Below are 17699 nucleotides of genomic sequence, written 5' to 3'. Positions count from 1 at the left end.
TCCCGAATTTTCCCCACGGTGGTTAACCCGGCAATGCACCCGCATTGGACGTTACGGGGAGGGTCTCGTCATGCCATTTGTATTTCGGTAACCATCAACGCCGCTGCTCCGCTCCGTTGTCGCCGAGATTGTCTGGGCGATGGATTGTCGTGTCCGGACGGCGAGGGTTTGCCAAAATTATCGGCGGATAATATCCCATCATCAAAGGACTTAGCGCATGAATCAAAAGGATAAATTTTTCAGCAAAAAAATAATTCTATTTTTTGGTAGTCGATTGGGCTGCTCGAACGGCTTAACAGTTAATGAGTGTAATTGTTACTGCCTGACAGGGAAGCCTTTGAAAAACATCGTCATCAATCTCGGCCGTCACGGATTAAAACCGGATTGCGGATCGCCCAAATACGGAGGATTTTCGCCGCGCCGTTATCGTCAAGGCTTCAAGCATGGTCTGATGTTGTCGTTGACAATCGTGGCGGTAGTGTTAATGGGCGGGCTGATGATTAGCCAGTCGGTTTATGCCTTGGAAATCATCGGCTATTACGACATACCGGCCCAATCGCTGAACAATGCCTTGCTGCAATTTGCGGCGGATGCGCATTTGGAACTGGTCTTTTCGGCGGATTTAGTCCGCGGGTTCGAGGCCGGGCATCTAATAGGGGCGATGACGCCGGAACAAGCCTTGCAATCTTTGCTGAAAGACAGCGGGCTCGGCTACCGTTTCCTGGATCAACGGACCGTGATGCTGCTGCAAGGCGAGCAAGTTCGGCAAGGAATGCCGGAACACTATCCCGCCGTGCTGGAAGCGATGACAGTGGTCGGCCGAGCGGCCAGCGGCGAACGTGTGACTGACGATAATCCGACAGACATCAGCCCCCTCGACTTCAGTAATTACCGGGTGGCTGCCATGGCCTCCGCTACTCGAACCGACACGCCGCTCATGCAGATTCCGCAATCGGTCCAGGCCTTCAAACGCTCGTTGATCGAGGATCAACAAAATGTCACGGTCAGTGAAAGCTTATACAACGCCAGTAGTGTAGTGCCTCGCAACATCTGGTTTACGCCCAACGTCGAAGGCACGCTGATACGCGGCTTCAAAACCGAACAACTGTTGGACGGCTTCACCCAGTATTACAACACCGGCGATAGGGAAAGCCTGGTCAATCTGGAAGGCATCGAAGTGCTGAAGGGAGCCAGCGCGGTATTGTACGGCGGAGGGTCCGGCGCACAGGCGGGTGGTGTTATCAATTTGCTGTCCAAACAACCACGGGCCAAGGCCTTCGGCGAGCTTGGCATCAAAATCGGCGGTGACAGTTTTTATCAACCGTTTTTCGATTTTAATCAGCCTTTGGCTGAAAACGCCTTGTTCCGTATCAGCGGCGAATATACGGATTCCGGCAGTACGATCGATGGCATCGAAACCCAGCGCTATAACCTTAATCCGGCATTGACGCTGACCGATAACGACAAGACCCGATTTACCCTGCGGGCCAAGCTGTCCCGCTGGCAACAGCCTGACTATCAGGGGCTACCGGCCACCGGCACCGTGGCCGGCAGCTTTCGTATTCCCCGGCAAACCCTGATTGGGCCGGACAATCTTCCGGATAGCCATTCGGCGACCGACGCGGTTTGGGTTAGCCTGGATCACAGAATTAACGAGCGCTGGAGCGTAACGGTCAAGGCGCGATATTCCTATTCGGAATTTATCGAACACGCGCAAACCCTATTCGGTCGTGATGGGTTTACCGCCGACCGGCCGCTGTTTGCCTCGACCTGGGCCTTGGTGAATGCCGAACTGGCACAGCAACAGGAGGAACGCAGCTTTGCCGGATACGCCGTCGGCAAATTCGATTTCGGGCCCACCGAAAATACCGTTTTGTTCGGTGCCGACCATAGCGAGCTCAATGATCAGGGATACATTGATGGCGATGTGGGGCCGGCTGGATTCGGCGTAGGCATGGTCGATTTGGCCGCGCCGGATTTTTCCAGCGCATATCGTAGGCCGGGGCCGGGAGTGAGCAATCGTTTTGTTGACAACATAACCTACGGTGGATATGCCCAGCTGCAAACCACTTTGTATAAACGTCTGCATCTGCTGTCCAGCATGCGCTTGGGCACCGTCAATATCGATTTCAAAAATACGGTATCCGACAACATTACCGCCACCGATACCAGTAAGTGGTTGCCCCGTTTTGGCGTCGTCGTGGATCTGACCGAGCAAATTTCCTGGTTCTCCGGTTACAGCGAAGGCATGCGCGGCCAGCCGCTGATTAATTTTGTCGATACCCCGGTTCCCGAGTTATCGCGGCAAATCGAAACCGGCTTTAAGTTCGATTTTGCCGGGCAATTCAGCGGGCAGATGGCGATTTACCAAATCGATAGAACCCATGTGGCCGTCACCGATAACACCGATATTCAAGGCCGCTCGGTTGCGGCCGGACAGCAACGCTCGGTCGGTTTCGATGCCGATCTGCTCTGGCAGCCCCTGGACGAACTGAATTTTCTGGCCAGCTATGCCCATACCGAAGCGCGCTTTATCGACGACAAGTCCGGCGTGCCGGCCGGCAACCGTCTGCCGTTGGTACCGGAAAATTCCGCCCGTTTATGGATGCATTACCGATTGCCTATGCCGGAGTTGAAGGGACTTAGCCTGGGATTTGGCGTCAACCTGCGCGCCGGCGCATTTTTATCGAACAACAATCAATTCAAAAGCGAGGCTTACCACGGCTTTGACGCCACCGTTGCCTACGAAACGGCGACATTCAAACTGGCCGCCACCGCGAAAAACCTTACCGGGGTCGACTATTTTTCGGCTTACGACTATTTCGACGGACGGGTTGCGCCCGACAGCGGGCCGGCCGTGTATGTCACGGGAAGCGTGAGGTACTAATGCATTAAATTCAGGATGGAGCGGGAACCACTCACTCAAGGACATAGAGTGATGTCGAATGGATACGACAACCATGCCACATCCGCCGCGAGGCGGAGCCGGAAAGCCACGGGTCTTGGAATAAGACAGCCGGGTTACCTTCAAGGCCAGTGCCTTGGAGATTAACTTTAACCGTAATTAATGAAGGAACAAAAATGACAAGTTTGAAAAAACATACTGTTAAATTGGCAAGCGCCGGCGTCCTGGTATTCGGCTCATTGGCCGGCTTACTGGCACCCGCATCCGCCAGCGCCGCGCTGGTGACCGGTAATGCCACTATTAGCATCGACAACACCGCCTTCAGTACCGCAACGGGTGGCTGGACCGTCAACCATTTTTTTGATGCCAGCTATAACGAGACTGCCATCAATGCCAGTACGGCTGGCGGCACCACTTCAACCACCAATATGCTGTTTCCGGTCAATACGAATATCACCACTACCAGCTACGCCGGCAACCGCACCTTGCAGGCCACAACCATGGACAGCAGCGACACGGCAACGGGACAAATCGGCTTGAGTGGCGCCTTAACCATGACTGGCGCCCTTGGGAATTTGTATCCCTATGATTTCAAGCTGCAAAAATTCAGCGGCGTCTGGAACTTGGTTAGCTATGACAGCGCGTTTAAAAACACCACCTTCCTGCAACTTACCAATGCGATTGAATCCGTCAATGGCAGCGGCCAGTTAAGCCTGTCCGGCGATTTGGTTTTCGGCGGCGGCATGAGTCCGACTACAGCCAGCAGCATTTTTGGTCTGACCTGGAGTTCATTCTTGGGCGTTCAGTCGATCAACCAAAATCTCGTCGTCGGCCATTTGAGCCTGGCACCGGCAGCTGTTCCAGTACCCGCAGCCGTTTGGTTGTTCGGTAGCGGTTTACTAGGCCTGCTGGGCGTAACTCGTGGAAAGGCCAAATTTTCCGCATAACGCATGGATCGACGCTGCCTGTTGCGCTTGATTTAAGCCGTTACAGGTAGCGACAGACATTAACTTATTACTCGGTTTTCAACCTGGGCTCTATCGCTTCTCATGTTCAGCAAGCATAAGCAGGGAAAATCCGGGTAGGCTCAAAAAACGTTTAAACCGAATTCATTATTCATTTAAGGAAGAAACATGAAAATATTTAATGCTATTGTGATGGCCGGCACGTTGGCTTTCACGAACGCGCAGGCGGCCACCGTCTCGGGTGGGTCGCTTATCCTCAACATAGATCGCGATGCCTTGGCCGCCGGCGTTACCATGGATAACACCCCGGCCCCCTCTATTTACGTCGAGGAGTTTTTTGGTGCCTCCGCGGCAAGCAAAACCCAAAGCCAGCTTCTAAACGACAATACGCCCGCCGATTGGTCCGATTACGCAGCCAACGAAATTCCGGCCACCGGTCTGCAATATGCGGTTAACGGGTTAAACATCGACGCCAATCCGGCCGGGCGCGAGAATAGGCCTACAACATTCGAGTTTAATCCTGGCGACTTGTTGGGTAGCGCGACCGGCAATATTGGCTTGGGTGGGGTAATACGATTTCGCGTCGATGTGAATCGGTCCAATAACCGAATTGTAATGGGCGATATGACGCTGGAATATCACCCGGAATTAGAAGCCGCCACGCCAGGCCGTTCCGGCTGGCTACTAGTCAACCATATCGGTTTTGACGCCGACGCCTTTGAATTATTCGATGTTTCGACCAACTTGACCGGCAATAATCTGACGTTGACTGGCAATCTGGGCTATGGCTGGGGGTTTGACCATCTGGGGGCAGAAGATGCCCGCTTGAGCGAGACCCGAATCGGTAACTTCAGTTTTCAAACTACGGTAGTGCCGCTACCGGCGGCAGTCTGGTTGTTTGCTAGCGGACTGGCGGGACTTTTCGTGACCAGTCGGGCCAGAAGAAAGTGCGTCGCGCTATGATTGGGGTAAATCGAATACAAACCATTAATGGCGTCTTATTGGCATCCATAATACTGCCAAGCGGGGTGCGGGCCGCGCCTTCTCCTGGCGCGAGGTTTGGTTCGTATGTCAGTCATCAGGTCAACGTCGATACCAACGAGCAAAACATTGCCGGCGATAAGGGCAACGAGCCGACGATCGCCGTCAATCCGCTCAACCCGGCCAATATCGTCGTCGGCTGGCGATTGTTCGACTTCGTCTGCTATCAAATACGGTGGTTACGGCTATAGTCTTGATGGCGGTTCGGTCATTAAATCCGAGGAATAGAGGCGTGACATGGTCCGAACCGGCATACCAATTCATCGGCGACAAAAATTGGATTGCCATCGATAAGACCGGCGGCGACAGTGAAGGCCATATTTACGTTACCTGGCGGCGTGCCGGCAGTAGCCCTCCCGATCCTAATTATCAGCCGAAGTATTTTATTCGTAGGAACCGGACACAGCAACGGACAGCGACCAGTCGGCCCAGCTTGCGACACTCACTTGCTAAGCTGCCTGTGCGGCAGCGGACTGGCGGTTGCTGGGCTGATTGATCATCAGCGATTTCTAAGCTGCCTGTGCGGCAGCGGACCGCTGATGTGGCCGTAATCCGGTTCGTCGGTCTTTCTAAGCTGCCTGTGCGGCAGCGGACTTGGAGGACGGGATCAAAATTTTGTATTTGTTTTTCTAAGCTGCCTGTGCGGCAGCGGACGTTTTAGCGGACATCGCGCAACATCCTGGGGTTTTCTAAGCTGCCTGTGCGGCAGCGGACGTTGACGTAATCCGACTTTGGCGGGTGAAACTTTTCTAAGCTGCCTGTGCGGCAGCGGACGGATGGATGCGTTTCTGACAAGCCAAGGCAAGCTTTCTAAGCTGCCTGTGCGGCAGCGGACGCGTTGGGGTCCATTTTCAAGAACACGGCAAATTTCTAAGCTGCCTGTGCGGCAGCGGACTGGTAGATGGCGTCGGCCAGGGCATCGTGCTTTTTCTAAGCTGCCTGTGCGGCAGCGGACGACCGCATGACGCAAAACGTCGACGGCGAGGGTTTCTAAGCTGCCTGTGCGGCAGCGGACCTTCAATGATTTCAACCAGTGACCAAGGCCTGTTTCTAAGCTGCCTGTGCGGCAGCGGACTATCCGAGTTCGCTTATAAATACATTGCTCGTTTTCTAAGCTGCCTGTGCGGCAGCGGACACATTGCCGGGCGAGTATCGATGGCAAACAACTTTCTAAGCTGCCTGTGCGGCAGCGGACAGCGGTTCGAATCAGGAGAACTTCGGGTGTACTTTCTAAGCTGCCTGTGCGGCAGCGGACATCGGCGCCAATGGATAGCGAATCAGGATAACTTTCTAAGCTGCCTGTGCGGCAGCGGACCTCAATGGGCTGAAAAGGTTTTTGGAAAACGATTTCTAAGCTGCCTGTGCGGCAGCGGACCATGGCCGTTCATCCAATCCGGTCGAATGGCCTTTCTAAGCTGCCTGTGCGGCAGCGGACAATGCGTTGAAGGCCCGAGAGGGTACGTTACATTTCTAAGCTGCCTGTGCGGCAGCGGACGGCATGCATAAGACAACAGCAAGGCTTTACGATTTCTAAGCTGCCTGTGCGGCAGCGGACTGAGCCAGATTTGGTCGGCGCGTCATTTGTAATTTCTAAGCTGCCTGTGCGGCAGCGGACAATGTTACGACCGCGCAATACGCGGAATTGCTTTTCTAAGCTGCCTGTGCGGCAGCGGACACTAGAAATCGACTGGGATAACGATTTATCCATTTCTAAGCTGCCTGTGCGGCAGCGGACAGCCATTTTATGCCGCTGGTTTTACAGTAAACGTTTCTAAGCTGCCTGTGCGGCAGCGGACTGATGTACTGACCAAAGAGCGCGACTGGCCTTTTTCTAAGCTGCCTGTGCGGCAGCGGACTGCTAAATGAACGTCAATGTCAGCGGATTAATTTTCTAAGCTGCCTGTGCGGCAGCGGACACTAATGACGCGCTATTATTTGTCGTCCCGCCTTTCTAAGCTGCCTGTGCGGCAGCGGACCCAGACGAATAAGCTCGTCGCGAAACTCCAATTTTCTAAGCTGCCTGTGCGGCAGCGGACGATTTCGTTGCTAACTTGTTCGAGGTCGTACATTTCTAAGCTGCCTGTGCGGCAGCGGACTGATTTTAAAAAACTTGGAAGCCAGTTACATAGCGGTTTATGGAAGATTTAAGCCAATTTACCCATCCCGAAAATCGCTTAATGCAACTGTATGATTTTTATTGAATTTTTAAAGAGCGTAAAAATTTTGGTCAAAATTCTGGAATTGTGGCCTTGGGACTTAGGCCATAACTGCTGAAATCGGCTTTCGATGCTTCCGTGACCAAAATCTTATCGATCCACAAACAAAATTGTTCCCCGCTGCTCAAACTTGTCAATCGGATAAACGGTGTGGGAATGCTGGCCGGTGCAATGCCGCTATAGTGTTGCAGGGCCTCGTCATAACTCAACGGATGCCGCTTGGCATAGCGCCGCGCCAGACGCTCCTTGTTGGTTTTGGGTTGCAGGCGGCGGTAAATAGCGTGACCTGCAAGCGTCGCCGGCACCGGGCGAATGCTGGTGCAATGCACGTAGTCGCTCAGGCGAGACAACCATTTTCCGGCATCGAATCGAACCAGCGTGGCTTCGTCGGCAGCAAACAGCCGGCATTTACTGCCCAGCACCCCATATTTTTCGCCGATCTTATAGTCTGGAAAGCCCACTCCAATCGGCACCCGTTTTTCCGCGTCCTGCATTTCGACTAAACCTAGATGAATTTGCTGGAAGACTTTGGACCAGAGGAAATGGATATTGACCTCGGGATTGGGCAGCAAGGTGATTTCCTGATAGCAGCGCATGGCTTATTCCTTGCCGCTTTGGCCGAAGACGCCGCCGCGTATCAACACCGCCATTACGTAATGTTCCTGGGTTTTTTCCGCTAGTTTTTCACCCAGTGCGAAGCGGTCGAACAGGGTGTAAAAATCGGCTTTGTCTTTCGGGGTACGAAAGGCTTTGCCCAGATTGGTGACCGCGCCGTAGGGTTCGATGGCAATCGGGCCGATGCCGACGGCGGCATCGTCGTGGCCCGGATACCAGGTGTCGATGGTGCGCAAGGCATTGCCGATCTTTTGCGAATGCAGCGCCGCGACGCCGTTGACCGCGTACAGGATTTTGCTTTTGTCGCCCTTGCCGTTGCCGAGAATCAATTCTTCGCTGGGATAAACCTCCTGCGCCTTGCCGACCAAGGCATAGGCTTCGACACTAATCAGCAAGTAGGGCAAACGCCCGCACAAGGCATCGGCGATTTTGCCGGCCAGTTTTTGCAGATCGGAATGGTCGGCGCTGAAGTCGCGCAGTGAAAACTGCTTGGCGTCGAACACCAGTTTGTCGCCGTCGCCGGTATCGACCGCGACTTCGATTTTTTCCGCCCCAACCCGGTTGCGCCAAAAGTATCGACCATTGGCGATATTAATAGCGTAACGTTTGGCAAGCTCGGTAAAGCCTTCTTGTTCGATGTAAGCTCGGGCGACGCCGGGATAGGTCGCATTGAAGTTCGGTCCGTTGCAGGCGGACGGTTTTTCCACGCCGCCCAGCACTTTCAAGCTGAAACTGAGTTTGAGAGTGTTCTGGTGTTCGCTTAGCGCACAGGCATCGACGGTTTGGGGATTGGGATTAGCAATATCCATGTTTAACTTCAGCAAGTCTTGATCCGAAGTTTTTTTCATTCGATGCGATACCGTGCCCCGCACGGACTTTGCGTTGATTTTTAATGGCAACGGGGCATTCTGATGTCGCTCATCCCATACGGTGCCGTATAGATAACCATCGGAAGGCACCAGTTTTTTTTCGAAAGCCAGTACGGTTGCGTCGTTTTTTACTGCCATGTCTTAGTCTCCAATGAGTTCTGATGTGGATAGGGTTTGGCAAAGGTAAAGATTTCGTTCGGTATCGACGCGGCATTGCCAAAGCACGTCGTCCAGGTTGCTAATGCGGTACGGCATCTTGAATTCGCCCAGCGTGACCACGCTTTCGGCGAAGCGGTGCGGGGTCTGGCTGTCGCGCTGGTTAGCGGCTTGGCCCAATTCGGAGATACCCTGAAAACCCACCGCAATCGGCACCAGCCAACCCGGCGCCTTACGTTGACTGCTCCAAGTGACTTTGCCGTTTTCGACGTCCTGACCGCTACGGTGCATTACTTTCAAATAGCCCAGCAAGGCGTCCAACGCGTCCTGGCCTTCGTCGCGCATGGCTTGCACCAGCAATTCGCGGCGTTCGATCAGCACGTAACCGAGCATCAGGCGGTTGAGCAATTTCCTGACGCTTTGTTCGTCGTCTTCGTCGACGGTATATGTCTTTACATCCGCAACTCCCAACACGTCACCACCGGCCCATTTCATCCGGCGCAGTTGTTGGTTGACCAGGGCTTCGAAGCGTTCCTGTTCGTCGGTATCGTAGCCTTGCAACTCGACCAACAGCGATACCTCCAAATGGCAACGAGCTTCTTCGACGAAGGCCGGTCGGCTGCCGTCCTTGTCCAAAGGATTGGCGGTGCCGACGATGGAATGCACGAAATCGCCTTGCCCTTTGTAGGTTTGCAAATCGAAGCGATGGCAGCTAACCGCCACGCTGATCAGTTCGGCGTCGGTCAAACCGTGTTGATGCAAATAGCGTTGCAAGGCGTGGATGCCGCCCAGCCAAGCGGTCATGGCCGGAAAGCCGATGGTGTAAGGGCTGCTCATCGCGTTGGCGTTGTGGATTTGCAAACGCGGAATTAACAGAAAACGTCGGGTCATTTGAAAAACTCCTTGTCGGCGGCGACGGCTTGTTCCGCCAGCGTGACCAACTCGCGGAACTCGTCGTCGCCCAGTTTGGTACGGCTGTCCTTGCATAGGTATTCGTAGGTGTTAATGATCCAACGGGCGAAATCGCTGGCTACTTCATCCAGCCAATCTTCGTTTTGCTCGCGTTGATCGAGATTTGCGTCGTCCAACCAAATCCTTTGAGCAAGCGGCAAGCCTTGGTAATGTTCGGCTTGCGACCAACCGTGAGCGCTGGCGCGAATCGCAAAGGCTTGCCGCAATACCGAGTCGATCAGGTATTTGAGGGTATTGCGTATGCCTTCGCGGACATGAACATTGTTGACGCCGCTGTGCATTAGCCTGTCCAGCGTTTGGAAACTGTCTTGAAAACGTCGGGCCGACAGCGAGTTTCTGAAGAAATGCCGAGTCGGCAAGCGCGCCTGCCGCGACTCGAACATCGGTGGCACGCTGCTCAACAAATACGCCCGGCCGGCATTCTGGTTGTTCAATACGCTGATGTTTTGCGGTTTGGTGCCGCCGTACAAGATAACGGTCAAACCCAGCATATCGTCGAAACCGTCGGCATGGTGTTCGTTTTTCCGGCGGCTGTCCTTGGCTTGTTTGGTTGCTTCGGAAAAGCGCATCGCGTCGATGCGGCTTTTGGTTTGGGTCAGCAAGCCGGCTGGTGTCAGAATGGACAGCAAGTGATAATCGGCTTCGACCGGGAAATACACTTGCTTGACCAGACCGTCGGTTTTATTAACACCATCGTTCTGCTTGACGGCAAGGAAGCCGGAACGCAGGCTGTCGTAACTGGCGGTCGGCACGTTCAAAAGTTGCTTGGCCTGAGCGCTATCCTGTTCAAGATGTTGCAACACCGTTTGCCCGTCGTCCAGCGGCAAACTCAAAAACTTATAAACGTCCATCGCCGCCGCAGTTTTTGCAGACACGTCCAGTTCGTAAGCGACATTGCCGGTGCGCAGATAACCATCGTTGGCTTGGCGACTGTCGGCGATGATGGCACTGGTTTTGGCACTGGGGTGGCTGAATTTGCCGGGATGACTGACCATCGACAGCCAGGCCGCTCGCCTGGCGGCATCCGGTAGCCAAGTCGGCAGGGAAAATTTGTCGTCGGCTTCTTGCTGGATGGCGGCTTGCGCGTCCGCATCCTCCATGGCTTTCAATTTCGTTTTTAGCCAAACCGCTTTGCGGTCGGCAAAAAACGTCGAGATCGATTCATTCATTGACGGTAGCCTCCTATTGGTTTTGGTAGGGTGGATGGCGCTTTGCTTATCCACCCTACGTTTTCTGTTAATTCATTTCTTGAAACAAACCGAGTTGGTCCGAATAAAACCAAGGCCTATCGCTGTCGGGGCAAAGCATGATTTCGCCGTAACGCTCGGACGTTGATTGCACGCTTTGTTCCACGCCGACATCGTCGGCATTGGCCTCGGCATGTTGGCGTAACACGCTTTGGTAGTCTCTCGCCAACCATAATTTGGCCCGAGCATCGGCCGGCAATGTCTCCGCAAGGACAATGTTGTGCACATCTTGGCGGGCAATGAACTCGCCGCGTTCGTCCTTTTCGCAAAATACTGGTTTGCCGTCCCGCCAGACCAAAAACAACGAAAGTTCCGGTTTTCCGGCCCGGAAGCGGTTGATCTGTTGCGGCACGGCGGTCAGCCACCAGTTTTCGTTCAACCAGGCTTGCATGGCTTGCGGGCCTTTTTGAGAATAGTCGGTCAGGCTTTTATGTAACGCTTCGTGCTCCAGGTCGGCAAGGCGTTGTTTGGGTTGCAAGGTTTCCGGCTGTTGAATGCGCGGAATGGCGTTGACGACCTCGGTCAAAACGGCTTCGTCCACCAATTCGCATAGGTCGTGGGTAGTCAGTCGCAAGCTTTTGGCATTTTCGTAACCCGGCCGGCAATATGCCGGCCCATTGCTTTGCCGTAACGCTTTCAGGTTGTATTGCATCACCGCGATATTGGCGTGTTCGATGTCGCCAGTCACGCGGCGATGGCGCAGCACCCGGCCCGCCAATTGAATGATGGAACGGAAGGACGAAGGTTCGATAATCGCCCAATCAAAATCATGATCGCGGCCGACTTCTTCCACCGGCGTCGCCACCAGGATAAACAACACGTCACTAGCCTCGGTTGAGTCCAAATGCCGGCGAATTATCGTATCCTCGAATGCCGTCGGCACTTCGCCGAGTTTTTCCTTGCGTTGCAGAATTTCATCCAGATGCTTTTCCTGTTCATGCCGCAACAACAGCACTTGCCGGCTGTGGTAAGCCATGATTTTCGGCGCGAAGCCGTCGCTCCACTCGGTTTGCAGCAGGTATTGAGTCAAGGCTACGCAGGGCGGTATGTTCGCCATCCGCACCACGCCGAAAGACACCCGCTTACCGGTTTTGGCGTCAATGGAGTGATGATGGGTGTGCAGCTGTTCGGCAGATTGCTTGATTTTGTCGAAGAACTGCTGTCGTTGCGCCGCCGGATCGTTTTTAAGCGTCGGCAGTTCGTCGCAACGAATAATCGTCGCCTTACGTTTGACGATTTGCTTTTGCAAATGAGCAACCCGCTTGCCGACGAATTGCCGGTGAGCGAGTCGATACTGCCGGCAACGGTTGTCCGAATCGGCATTATCCAGACGTTCGACTTGAACACTGAATTCGTCGATCCAGGCACACGCCAGCAGCGGATGGGCGTTTTTGAAATGACTATGCAATTGCCAACCGGCCTGATAAACGTTGAAAAAGCCTTCGGCCAGATTGGGCGGTATCGTGGCCGAAGAGATCATCACTTTGCGGCCCAACATGCCGGCCAAATGAATCAGCCGGCCGATGGCGATCAAATCTGCGCCGTCGAAATCGTCCACTTCGTCGATCACCAAGTCGGACGACAGCAGCCGCAGACAAGGCAAAATGTATTTGCCGCCGCGCCGGGTTTCGGTGGCGGCAATGATGTGGTCTATGGTGCAGGCCAACACCGGTTTGTAGAGAAAGGCTTTGTGTTTTTCGGCCAGTTTCGGCTGGTGTTTGGGAAACAACACGTCGAGAAATTCGGCGCTCGGCATGTTGCCGTAGTCCAAATCCTCCGATAACAACTGTTCCCTGGATTCGGAACCGATGTTCTCGTAGCCGGGCGGCTGGTCTTTTTCGCGCGCGGCTTTGTCGTACAACTCCTTGATCGCCGCCGAACCGATCAATACCGCCAAGTCCTCGTTGCCCAAGCCAAGACGGTTGCGGTATTCGTTGCCGGTTTGCAGGGTTAAGGTACGTAAACCCAGCGCCAGGATGTAACGCAGACTATCGCCGTCGTCCGACAGCGCCCGCATGATTTTGGCGTTGGCGATGGTCTTGCCGCAACCGGTGCTGGCCATGTTTACCACGAACCAACCATATCCCCGATCCTGCAAGGCTTGATTTTGCGATTTGAAGCGGGCGATGCCATCCACCGCCTTATCCTGCCACTCAAACCCTGGCGGACTTTTTTGCTTGAGGCTTTTGATGTCGTAAGCAAAATCCATTTCATTAGTGAAGCGCGACAAGGTCTGACTAATTTTCAAGGCCTGATCGCCGACGCGTACCAAATGCTCGTCCAGTTTTTGCTTAAGCCTCTGCTGGCTGTCGGTATTGGCATATAAGTCAATTGCCGATTTCCAATCGGCGTCGGCTTGGCAGGACGAATAATAATGGTCGCCCAGCATCAGGCACAAACGGGCATGGTGCAGCAATAAACGGTAAGTGCCGTTTTCCAGCAAGGGCTGGATTTGCGGCTGAGCCTGCAACAATTTGGCCGACCATTTTTTCAGTTGTTTCAGCCAGGGTTCGGATTGAGAGAGTAAACCTTCGGGGAATTCGAAACAGGCTTTCAGGCGCTGGTCGTCGTCTTGCGGATTTTGGTAACCCCAGTCCGCATTCAGGCTTTTGAGCATACGCGATAGGTTTTCCCGTTTCTGCCCTGATTCGTCGTTTGGTTTGTGCCGTCCAGGCAAACGGTGATGCGACACAATCAACCAGCCGACCAGTTGCGCCATCGGCGGCAAGTCTTCCAACGGATTTTTATTGTTTTCAGCCGTCGTCTTTTTCAAGGCCTGTTCGTCCCACGCGCCTTCGCTTAACAGACGTAGCCAGGCCTCGTCACAGTCTCCCGCCTGCCGAACCAAGGCGTTCAGCAGCAAGCAGGAAATCCATTCGTGGCGGAGCGGATCGCCTTTATTGCTACTGGCCTTTAGCTTGCTTTGAAACAAGGCCGTGGCTTTTCCCCAGTCATGCAGCAAAGCAGCGATAGCCACCAAGGCTTTGATGGCGGGCAGATAGGTCCAATTGTTTTCCCAATGACTATTGAGCACGCTCTTTTGGGTGCTATTGACCGGGACGATGCTCTCGGCATTGAAACGTCTGTGATTGCCGACTATCCAAACCAACTCGCTCCGACTCCGCGCCCTGATCCAATGGCAAGCCACGGCCGTATTCTTGGTAGCGGTTTTGCGCAGCAGGGTTTTGACGGCGATCAGGCCTTCTTCGGTGATGACGGTCTGCCAGGTGTTGTCGCCGATGCGGTTGGCGAAGGCGTCGAGGACGCGGCGGGTGCGGGCCAGGGCTTTTTTCTGGCATTGACTGACGAAGGTGACCATCATGGTTGGGCGTCCGTGTATGTTTTGGGAATTTGATCCAAGCTATGCAGACCTTTGTAGGGGCGATTTTAATCGCCTTGGGCGAATGAATTCGCCCCTACATTGCCAGGAGGATTGAGAGCTTGCTGCTTGACCTGCTCGAACATGAAATCCAGCGCCTTGTGGTCGGTAAACTTTTGCAGGATTGGCTGGCGAAATTCTTGTTCGCTCATTTTTTCCTTGGCGCAGACAAAGGCCCAGGGCAGGACGATGGCGTCCTTGACCAAGTCGGCAACGTCGAACACCAGCGCGCCACGGCGGGTTTTGCCGTGCATCACCGCGAAGCCGTGCGGGATGCCCAGTACCCACAAGGTCGTGGCCGCCAGGCCGTAGGCCAGATAGTTGCCGTGGTTCAAAAAGCCGTTGGCGAGGTCGGTGGCGTCGTGGTCGCGGCTGAAATCGCCGTGTTGGGTGGCTTTGGCTGTGTAGCGATAGAGTTGTTTGGTCAGCAAGGCTTCGCGTTGCAGCAGGTCGCCGGTTTTTTCGGCGCTTTCGATATTGGCGGCGTAATTGTCCAGGGCGGCGGCTATGGCGCTGTCGTCACTGAAGATGTTTTCGGCTTTCAATTCGCGATCCTTGGCCCAAACCCGGCGGATGTAATCGACACGGGCGCGTTGAAAGGCTTTAGCGATTACCAGGCGCTGGGCATCATCGAACCAGAATTTCAACCAGCCTTGCACGTATTCCGTGGGGCGGTATTCGCTTTGCGGCGTCAGCCATTCGATTTCGCAGCCGCTAAACAAGGGCGTACCTCCGCCGCCACAAAAACCGACCAATACGCCGGCGCTGGCCAACATGCGCATGGCGGCTTGGGTAATCGAGGTGCCGGTACCCAGCAGAATCACCGTGGTGTTGGCAATGGGAATGTTCCTGTACAGGTTTTCGTCCTTGGCTTCCGTCAGATAGAGTACGCGACCATCTTTCTGTATCACCCGGCATTTTTCCAGGTAGTAGATGTTGGCCCGCTTCGAGTGCAGGATGGCTTTTAAATCGGTTAATTGATCCATTGCTTGGCTCACGATTTTTCAGATGACTGCGATGGTTGGTATCGGGCGAATCTGTCCGGTTATGTTCAGAATCTCGCTACAAATAACTTCCCTCTTTGAAAAAGTATCCACTGGGCATAAAGAGGATCAAAGGCGTATCAAAAATCTCCTCTAACCCCTCTTTTTCACAGAGGGGAATAGCGTGTGATGTGAATTCGGGGAAGATATTGGAAGGGTGATGCGCCGAGCGATCAGGCCCGCGAGGAAAACTCGCCGGTTTCGGTGTTGACCTTGATCATCTCGCCGGATTCGATGTATTCCGGAACCTGTACTTCCAGGCCGGTAGTGAGTTTGGCGGTTTTGGTGCGTTTGGTGGCGCTGGAGCCTTTCATGGACGGCGGGGTTTCGACGATTTGTAGGGTAATCGTGGTCGGTAATTGGATGCCCAGCGGGGCGTCGTCCATCAGCAGCATGATGATGCTTTCCAGGCCGTCGCTTAAATACTCGGTTTGACCTTCCAAATCTTCCGCGGCCAGCGCGTACTGCTCGTAGGTTTCGCTGTTCATGAAATGGTAGGTGTCGCCGTCCTGATAAGAAAATTGCACGTTGCAGCGCGAGCAATCGGCGGCCTTCAGCATGTCGTCGCTCTTGAAGGTTTCATCCAGCTTTTGCCGGGTCTTCATGTGGGTGAAGCGGACTTTGTACAAGGTGGTGGCGCCGCGCGAGGTGGGGTTGCGCACGTCGATTTTTTTCACCACATAAGGTTCGCCGTTGATTTCGATGGCGGTTCCTTGCTTGAGTTCGTTGGCTTTGGGCACGGGTATTGTCCTCTTTGATTAAGATGGTTCGGAAATCGGTTGCCACTGTCGGCCGATCAGGCCTTCGAGTGGTTGGTATTCAATTTTATAACGCATTTTACGACAGTCTTTTACCCAAAAGCCCAGATAAACGTAATCCAGCCCGAGTTGCCGGGCCGAGTCGATTTGCCACAACACCGCCAACACTCCAGGGCTGAAGTGGTCAAAGGCCGGGTCGAAAAAGGTGTAAACCGCCGACAGGGCATTATCCAGTGCGTCGACCACGGCTATTGCGGCCAGTCGTCCCTCGATCAAAAATTCCACAAACCAGGTGTCGCACCAGGAACTAGTTAAAAAATGCAAATAGTCCTCGCGGCTGATTTCATTTTCCGAGGTTTTGTCATGACGGGCGATTTGGTAACGCCGATATAAATCAAAATGGCGCTCGTTGAATTCCGGCGTTTTGACGACGATTTGGGTTTCGGCATTGCGCCGGGCGCAACGGCGTTGTTTGCGGTTGGCTCGAAAGGCCGCGACCGGAATCCGGGTCGGCACGCAGGCTTGGCAGCCATTGCAGTGCGGCTTGTACACCTGATCGCCGCTACGGCGAAAGCCTTGCTCTATCAGGCGCGAATAGAGCAGGGTATCCATCGTGAAATCCGGATCTATCACGGCGGATTGGGATAACCTGTCATCCAGATAACTACAGTCTTGTTTAGCGGTCAGCCATAAAGGCACTGAAATCATGCTTGCCATGCCCGTGGATCGGGTTGTTGTTGGCAAAGCCGGTTAAGCAAATCGGCAAACTTGCCGCGCGGAATGTCCTCCGCGCCGAGGCTAATCAGGTGTTCGCTGCTGACCTGGCAATCGATCAGTTGGTAGCCCCAGGCTGTCAGTTGCCTGACCAGATGCACGAACACCACCTTGGAGGCGTCGGTTTGTTTATGAAACATGGATTCGCCGAAAAACACCTGGCCGATGCCGATGCCATACAGTCCGCCGACTAATTCGCCGTCCCGCCAAGCTTCGACGCTGTGGGCGATACCGCGTCGGTGTAAGTGCTGATAGGCTCGCTTCATATCCTCGGTAATCCAGGTGCCGCCTTGATCATGGCGAGGGGCGCCGCAGGCATTGATGACGTCGGCAAAGGCGTCATCGAAACGAATCTCAAACAGTTGCTTGCGCAGGGTTTTGTTAAGACTGCGGGAAACCTTCAGTTTGTCCGGGAACAATACCAGGCGAGGGTCCGGCGACCACCACAAGATAGGTTCGCCGGGATTGAACCAGGGGAAAATGCCGTGTCTGTAAGCGTTGGTAATGCGTTGCGGAGACAGGCAGCCGCCGATTGCCAACAGGCCGTTGGGATCATTTAATGCCTTGCGTAGCGCCGGAAACGCTTGTTCGGGCTGGTTGGGATCAAGCAGGGTGAGTTGCATGCAATGCTGTCGGCGGAATCAGTACTGTCGGGTTATGGGAATCGAATCCGGCAACATTGTAAGGGCAATCGGCGATTTTGTTTCCGGTCATTTTATAGTGGAGCGACTTGTGCTTCGGCTTCGCTCGGCACGAGTC

13 protein-coding genes, 1 CRISPR repeat array and 1 riboswitch are annotated in these 17699 nt (G+C 54.1%); of the genes, 4 read left to right on the top strand and 9 right to left on the bottom strand.

Translation table 11 applies throughout. From position 1 onward, the window contains the following. Positions 1 to 337 precede the first annotated feature (337 nt). The 4 genes from IVG45_RS09345 to IVG45_RS09330 all read left to right on the top strand — a co-directional run bounded on the left by IVG45_RS09345 (position 338) and on the right by IVG45_RS09330 (position 5102). Positions 338 to 2887, top strand: a complete 2550-nt coding sequence (locus IVG45_RS09345) for a TonB-dependent siderophore receptor (RefSeq protein WP_230874819.1) — start codon at positions 338 to 340, stop codon at positions 2885 to 2887. Positions 2888 to 2952: 65 nt separating this feature from the next. Continuing rightward, positions 2953 to 3029, top strand: a riboswitch (cyclic di-GMP riboswitch). A gap of 52 nt (positions 3030 to 3081) precedes the next feature. Next, positions 3082 to 3852 (top strand): hypothetical protein, encoded by a 771-nt coding sequence (locus tag IVG45_RS09340; RefSeq protein WP_196437548.1) that lies wholly within the window; start codon positions 3082 to 3084, stop codon positions 3850 to 3852. 186 nt (positions 3853 to 4038) lie between these two features. Next, positions 4039 to 4833: a VPLPA-CTERM sorting domain-containing protein gene (locus IVG45_RS09335; RefSeq protein WP_196437547.1), complete on the top strand. Its 795-nt coding sequence runs from the start codon at positions 4039 to 4041 to the stop codon at positions 4831 to 4833. Between the two features lie 38 nt (positions 4834 to 4871). Then, positions 4872 to 5102, top strand: coding sequence for a hypothetical protein (locus tag IVG45_RS09330; protein WP_196437546.1), 231 nt, complete (start codon positions 4872 to 4874; stop codon positions 5100 to 5102). A gap of 255 nt (positions 5103 to 5357) precedes the next feature. Next, positions 5358 to 7007: a CRISPR direct-repeat array (repeat unit 28 nt; unit sequence TTTCTAAGCTGCCTGTGCGGCAGCGGAC). Positions 7008 to 7138: 131 nt separating this feature from the next. Here IVG45_RS09330 and cas6f read toward each other — a convergent pair. The 9 genes from cas6f to aat all read right to left on the bottom strand — a co-directional run bounded on the left by cas6f (position 7139) and on the right by aat (position 17563). Then, positions 7139 to 7723: a type I-F CRISPR-associated endoribonuclease Cas6/Csy4 gene (cas6f, locus tag IVG45_RS09325; RefSeq protein ID WP_196437545.1), complete on the bottom strand. Its 585-nt coding sequence runs from the start codon at positions 7721 to 7723 to the stop codon at positions 7139 to 7141. A 3-nt stretch (positions 7724 to 7726) separates the two neighbouring features. After that, the gene (gene csy3 / locus IVG45_RS09320; protein WP_196437544.1) at positions 7727 to 8749 is read right to left on the bottom strand and encodes a type I-F CRISPR-associated protein Csy3; all 1023 of its coding nucleotides are present in this window, start codon (positions 8747 to 8749) and stop codon (positions 7727 to 7729) included. A 3-nt stretch (positions 8750 to 8752) separates the two neighbouring features. Beyond that, positions 8753 to 9658 (bottom strand): type I-F CRISPR-associated protein Csy2, encoded by a 906-nt coding sequence (gene csy2, locus IVG45_RS09315; protein WP_196437543.1) that lies wholly within the window; start codon positions 9656 to 9658, stop codon positions 8753 to 8755. Next, positions 9655 to 10908, bottom strand: coding sequence for a type I-F CRISPR-associated protein Csy1 (csy1, locus tag IVG45_RS09310; RefSeq protein ID WP_196437542.1), 1254 nt, complete (start codon positions 10906 to 10908; stop codon positions 9655 to 9657). Before csy1 ends, csy2 begins: the two co-directional genes overlap by 4 nt. 67 nt (positions 10909 to 10975) lie before the next feature. After that, positions 10976 to 14308: a type I-F CRISPR-associated helicase Cas3f gene (gene cas3f, locus IVG45_RS09305; RefSeq protein ID WP_196437541.1), complete on the bottom strand. Its 3333-nt coding sequence runs from the start codon at positions 14306 to 14308 to the stop codon at positions 10976 to 10978. Between the two features lie 65 nt (positions 14309 to 14373). After that, entirely contained in the window at positions 14374 to 15351 is a 978-nt protein-coding gene (gene cas1f / locus IVG45_RS09300; RefSeq protein ID WP_196437540.1) for a type I-F CRISPR-associated endonuclease Cas1f, read from the bottom strand. Between the two features lie 230 nt (positions 15352 to 15581). Continuing rightward, positions 15582 to 16148, bottom strand: coding sequence for an elongation factor P-like protein EfpL (gene efpL / locus IVG45_RS09295; RefSeq protein WP_196437539.1), 567 nt, complete (start codon positions 16146 to 16148; stop codon positions 15582 to 15584). An 18-nt stretch (positions 16149 to 16166) separates the two neighbouring features. Further along, positions 16167 to 16883 carry an arginyltransferase gene (locus IVG45_RS09290; protein WP_330165390.1) on the bottom strand — a complete coding sequence of 239 codons (717 nt, stop codon included), beginning with the start codon at positions 16881 to 16883 and terminating at the stop codon, positions 16167 to 16169. Next, positions 16871 to 17563, bottom strand: a complete 693-nt coding sequence (aat, locus tag IVG45_RS09285; RefSeq protein ID WP_196437538.1) for a leucyl/phenylalanyl-tRNA--protein transferase — start codon at positions 17561 to 17563, stop codon at positions 16871 to 16873. The genes IVG45_RS09290 and aat overlap by 13 nt, the downstream gene beginning before the upstream one ends. Between the last annotated feature and the right edge of the window lie 136 nt (positions 17564 to 17699).

Source organism: Methylomonas sp. LL1 (assembly GCF_015711015.1).
Lineage (GTDB): Bacteria > Pseudomonadota > Gammaproteobacteria > Methylococcales > Methylomonadaceae > Methylomonas.
The sequence above is the reverse complement of the archived record's forward strand: the minus strand, read 5'-3'. Positions and strand labels throughout refer to the sequence as shown.

What these genes read in the sequence shown, in the direction of transcription:
- IVG45_RS09340 (WP_196437548.1), top strand. Translation starts at nt 3,082, where the DNA reads ATGACAAGTTTGAAAAAACATACTGTTAAATTGGCAAGCGCCGGCGTC.
- IVG45_RS09335 (WP_196437547.1), top strand. Translation starts at nt 4,039, where the DNA reads ATGAAAATATTTAATGCTATTGTGATGGCCGGCACGTTGGCTTTCACG.
- cas6f (WP_196437545.1), bottom strand. Translation starts at nt 7,723, where the DNA reads ATGCGCTGCTATCAGGAAATCACCTTGCTGCCCAATCCCGAGGTCAAT.
- csy3 (WP_196437544.1), bottom strand. Translation starts at nt 8,749, where the DNA reads ATGGCAGTAAAAAACGACGCAACCGTACTGGCTTTCGAAAAAAAACTG.
- csy2 (WP_196437543.1), bottom strand. Translation starts at nt 9,658, where the DNA reads ATGACCCGACGTTTTCTGTTAATTCCGCGTTTGCAAATCCACAACGCC.
- csy1 (WP_196437542.1), bottom strand. Translation starts at nt 10,908, where the DNA reads ATGAATGAATCGATCTCGACGTTTTTTGCCGACCGCAAAGCGGTTTGG.
- cas3f (WP_196437541.1), bottom strand. Translation starts at nt 14,308, where the DNA reads ATGATGGTCACCTTCGTCAGTCAATGCCAGAAAAAAGCCCTGGCCCGC.
- cas1f (WP_196437540.1), bottom strand. Translation starts at nt 15,351, where the DNA reads ATGGATCAATTAACCGATTTAAAAGCCATCCTGCACTCGAAGCGGGCC.
- IVG45_RS09290 (WP_330165390.1), bottom strand. Translation starts at nt 16,883, where the DNA reads ATGGCAAGCATGATTTCAGTGCCTTTATGGCTGACCGCTAAACAAGAC.
- aat (WP_196437538.1), bottom strand. Translation starts at nt 17,563, where the DNA reads ATGCAACTCACCCTGCTTGATCCCAACCAGCCCGAACAAGCGTTTCCG.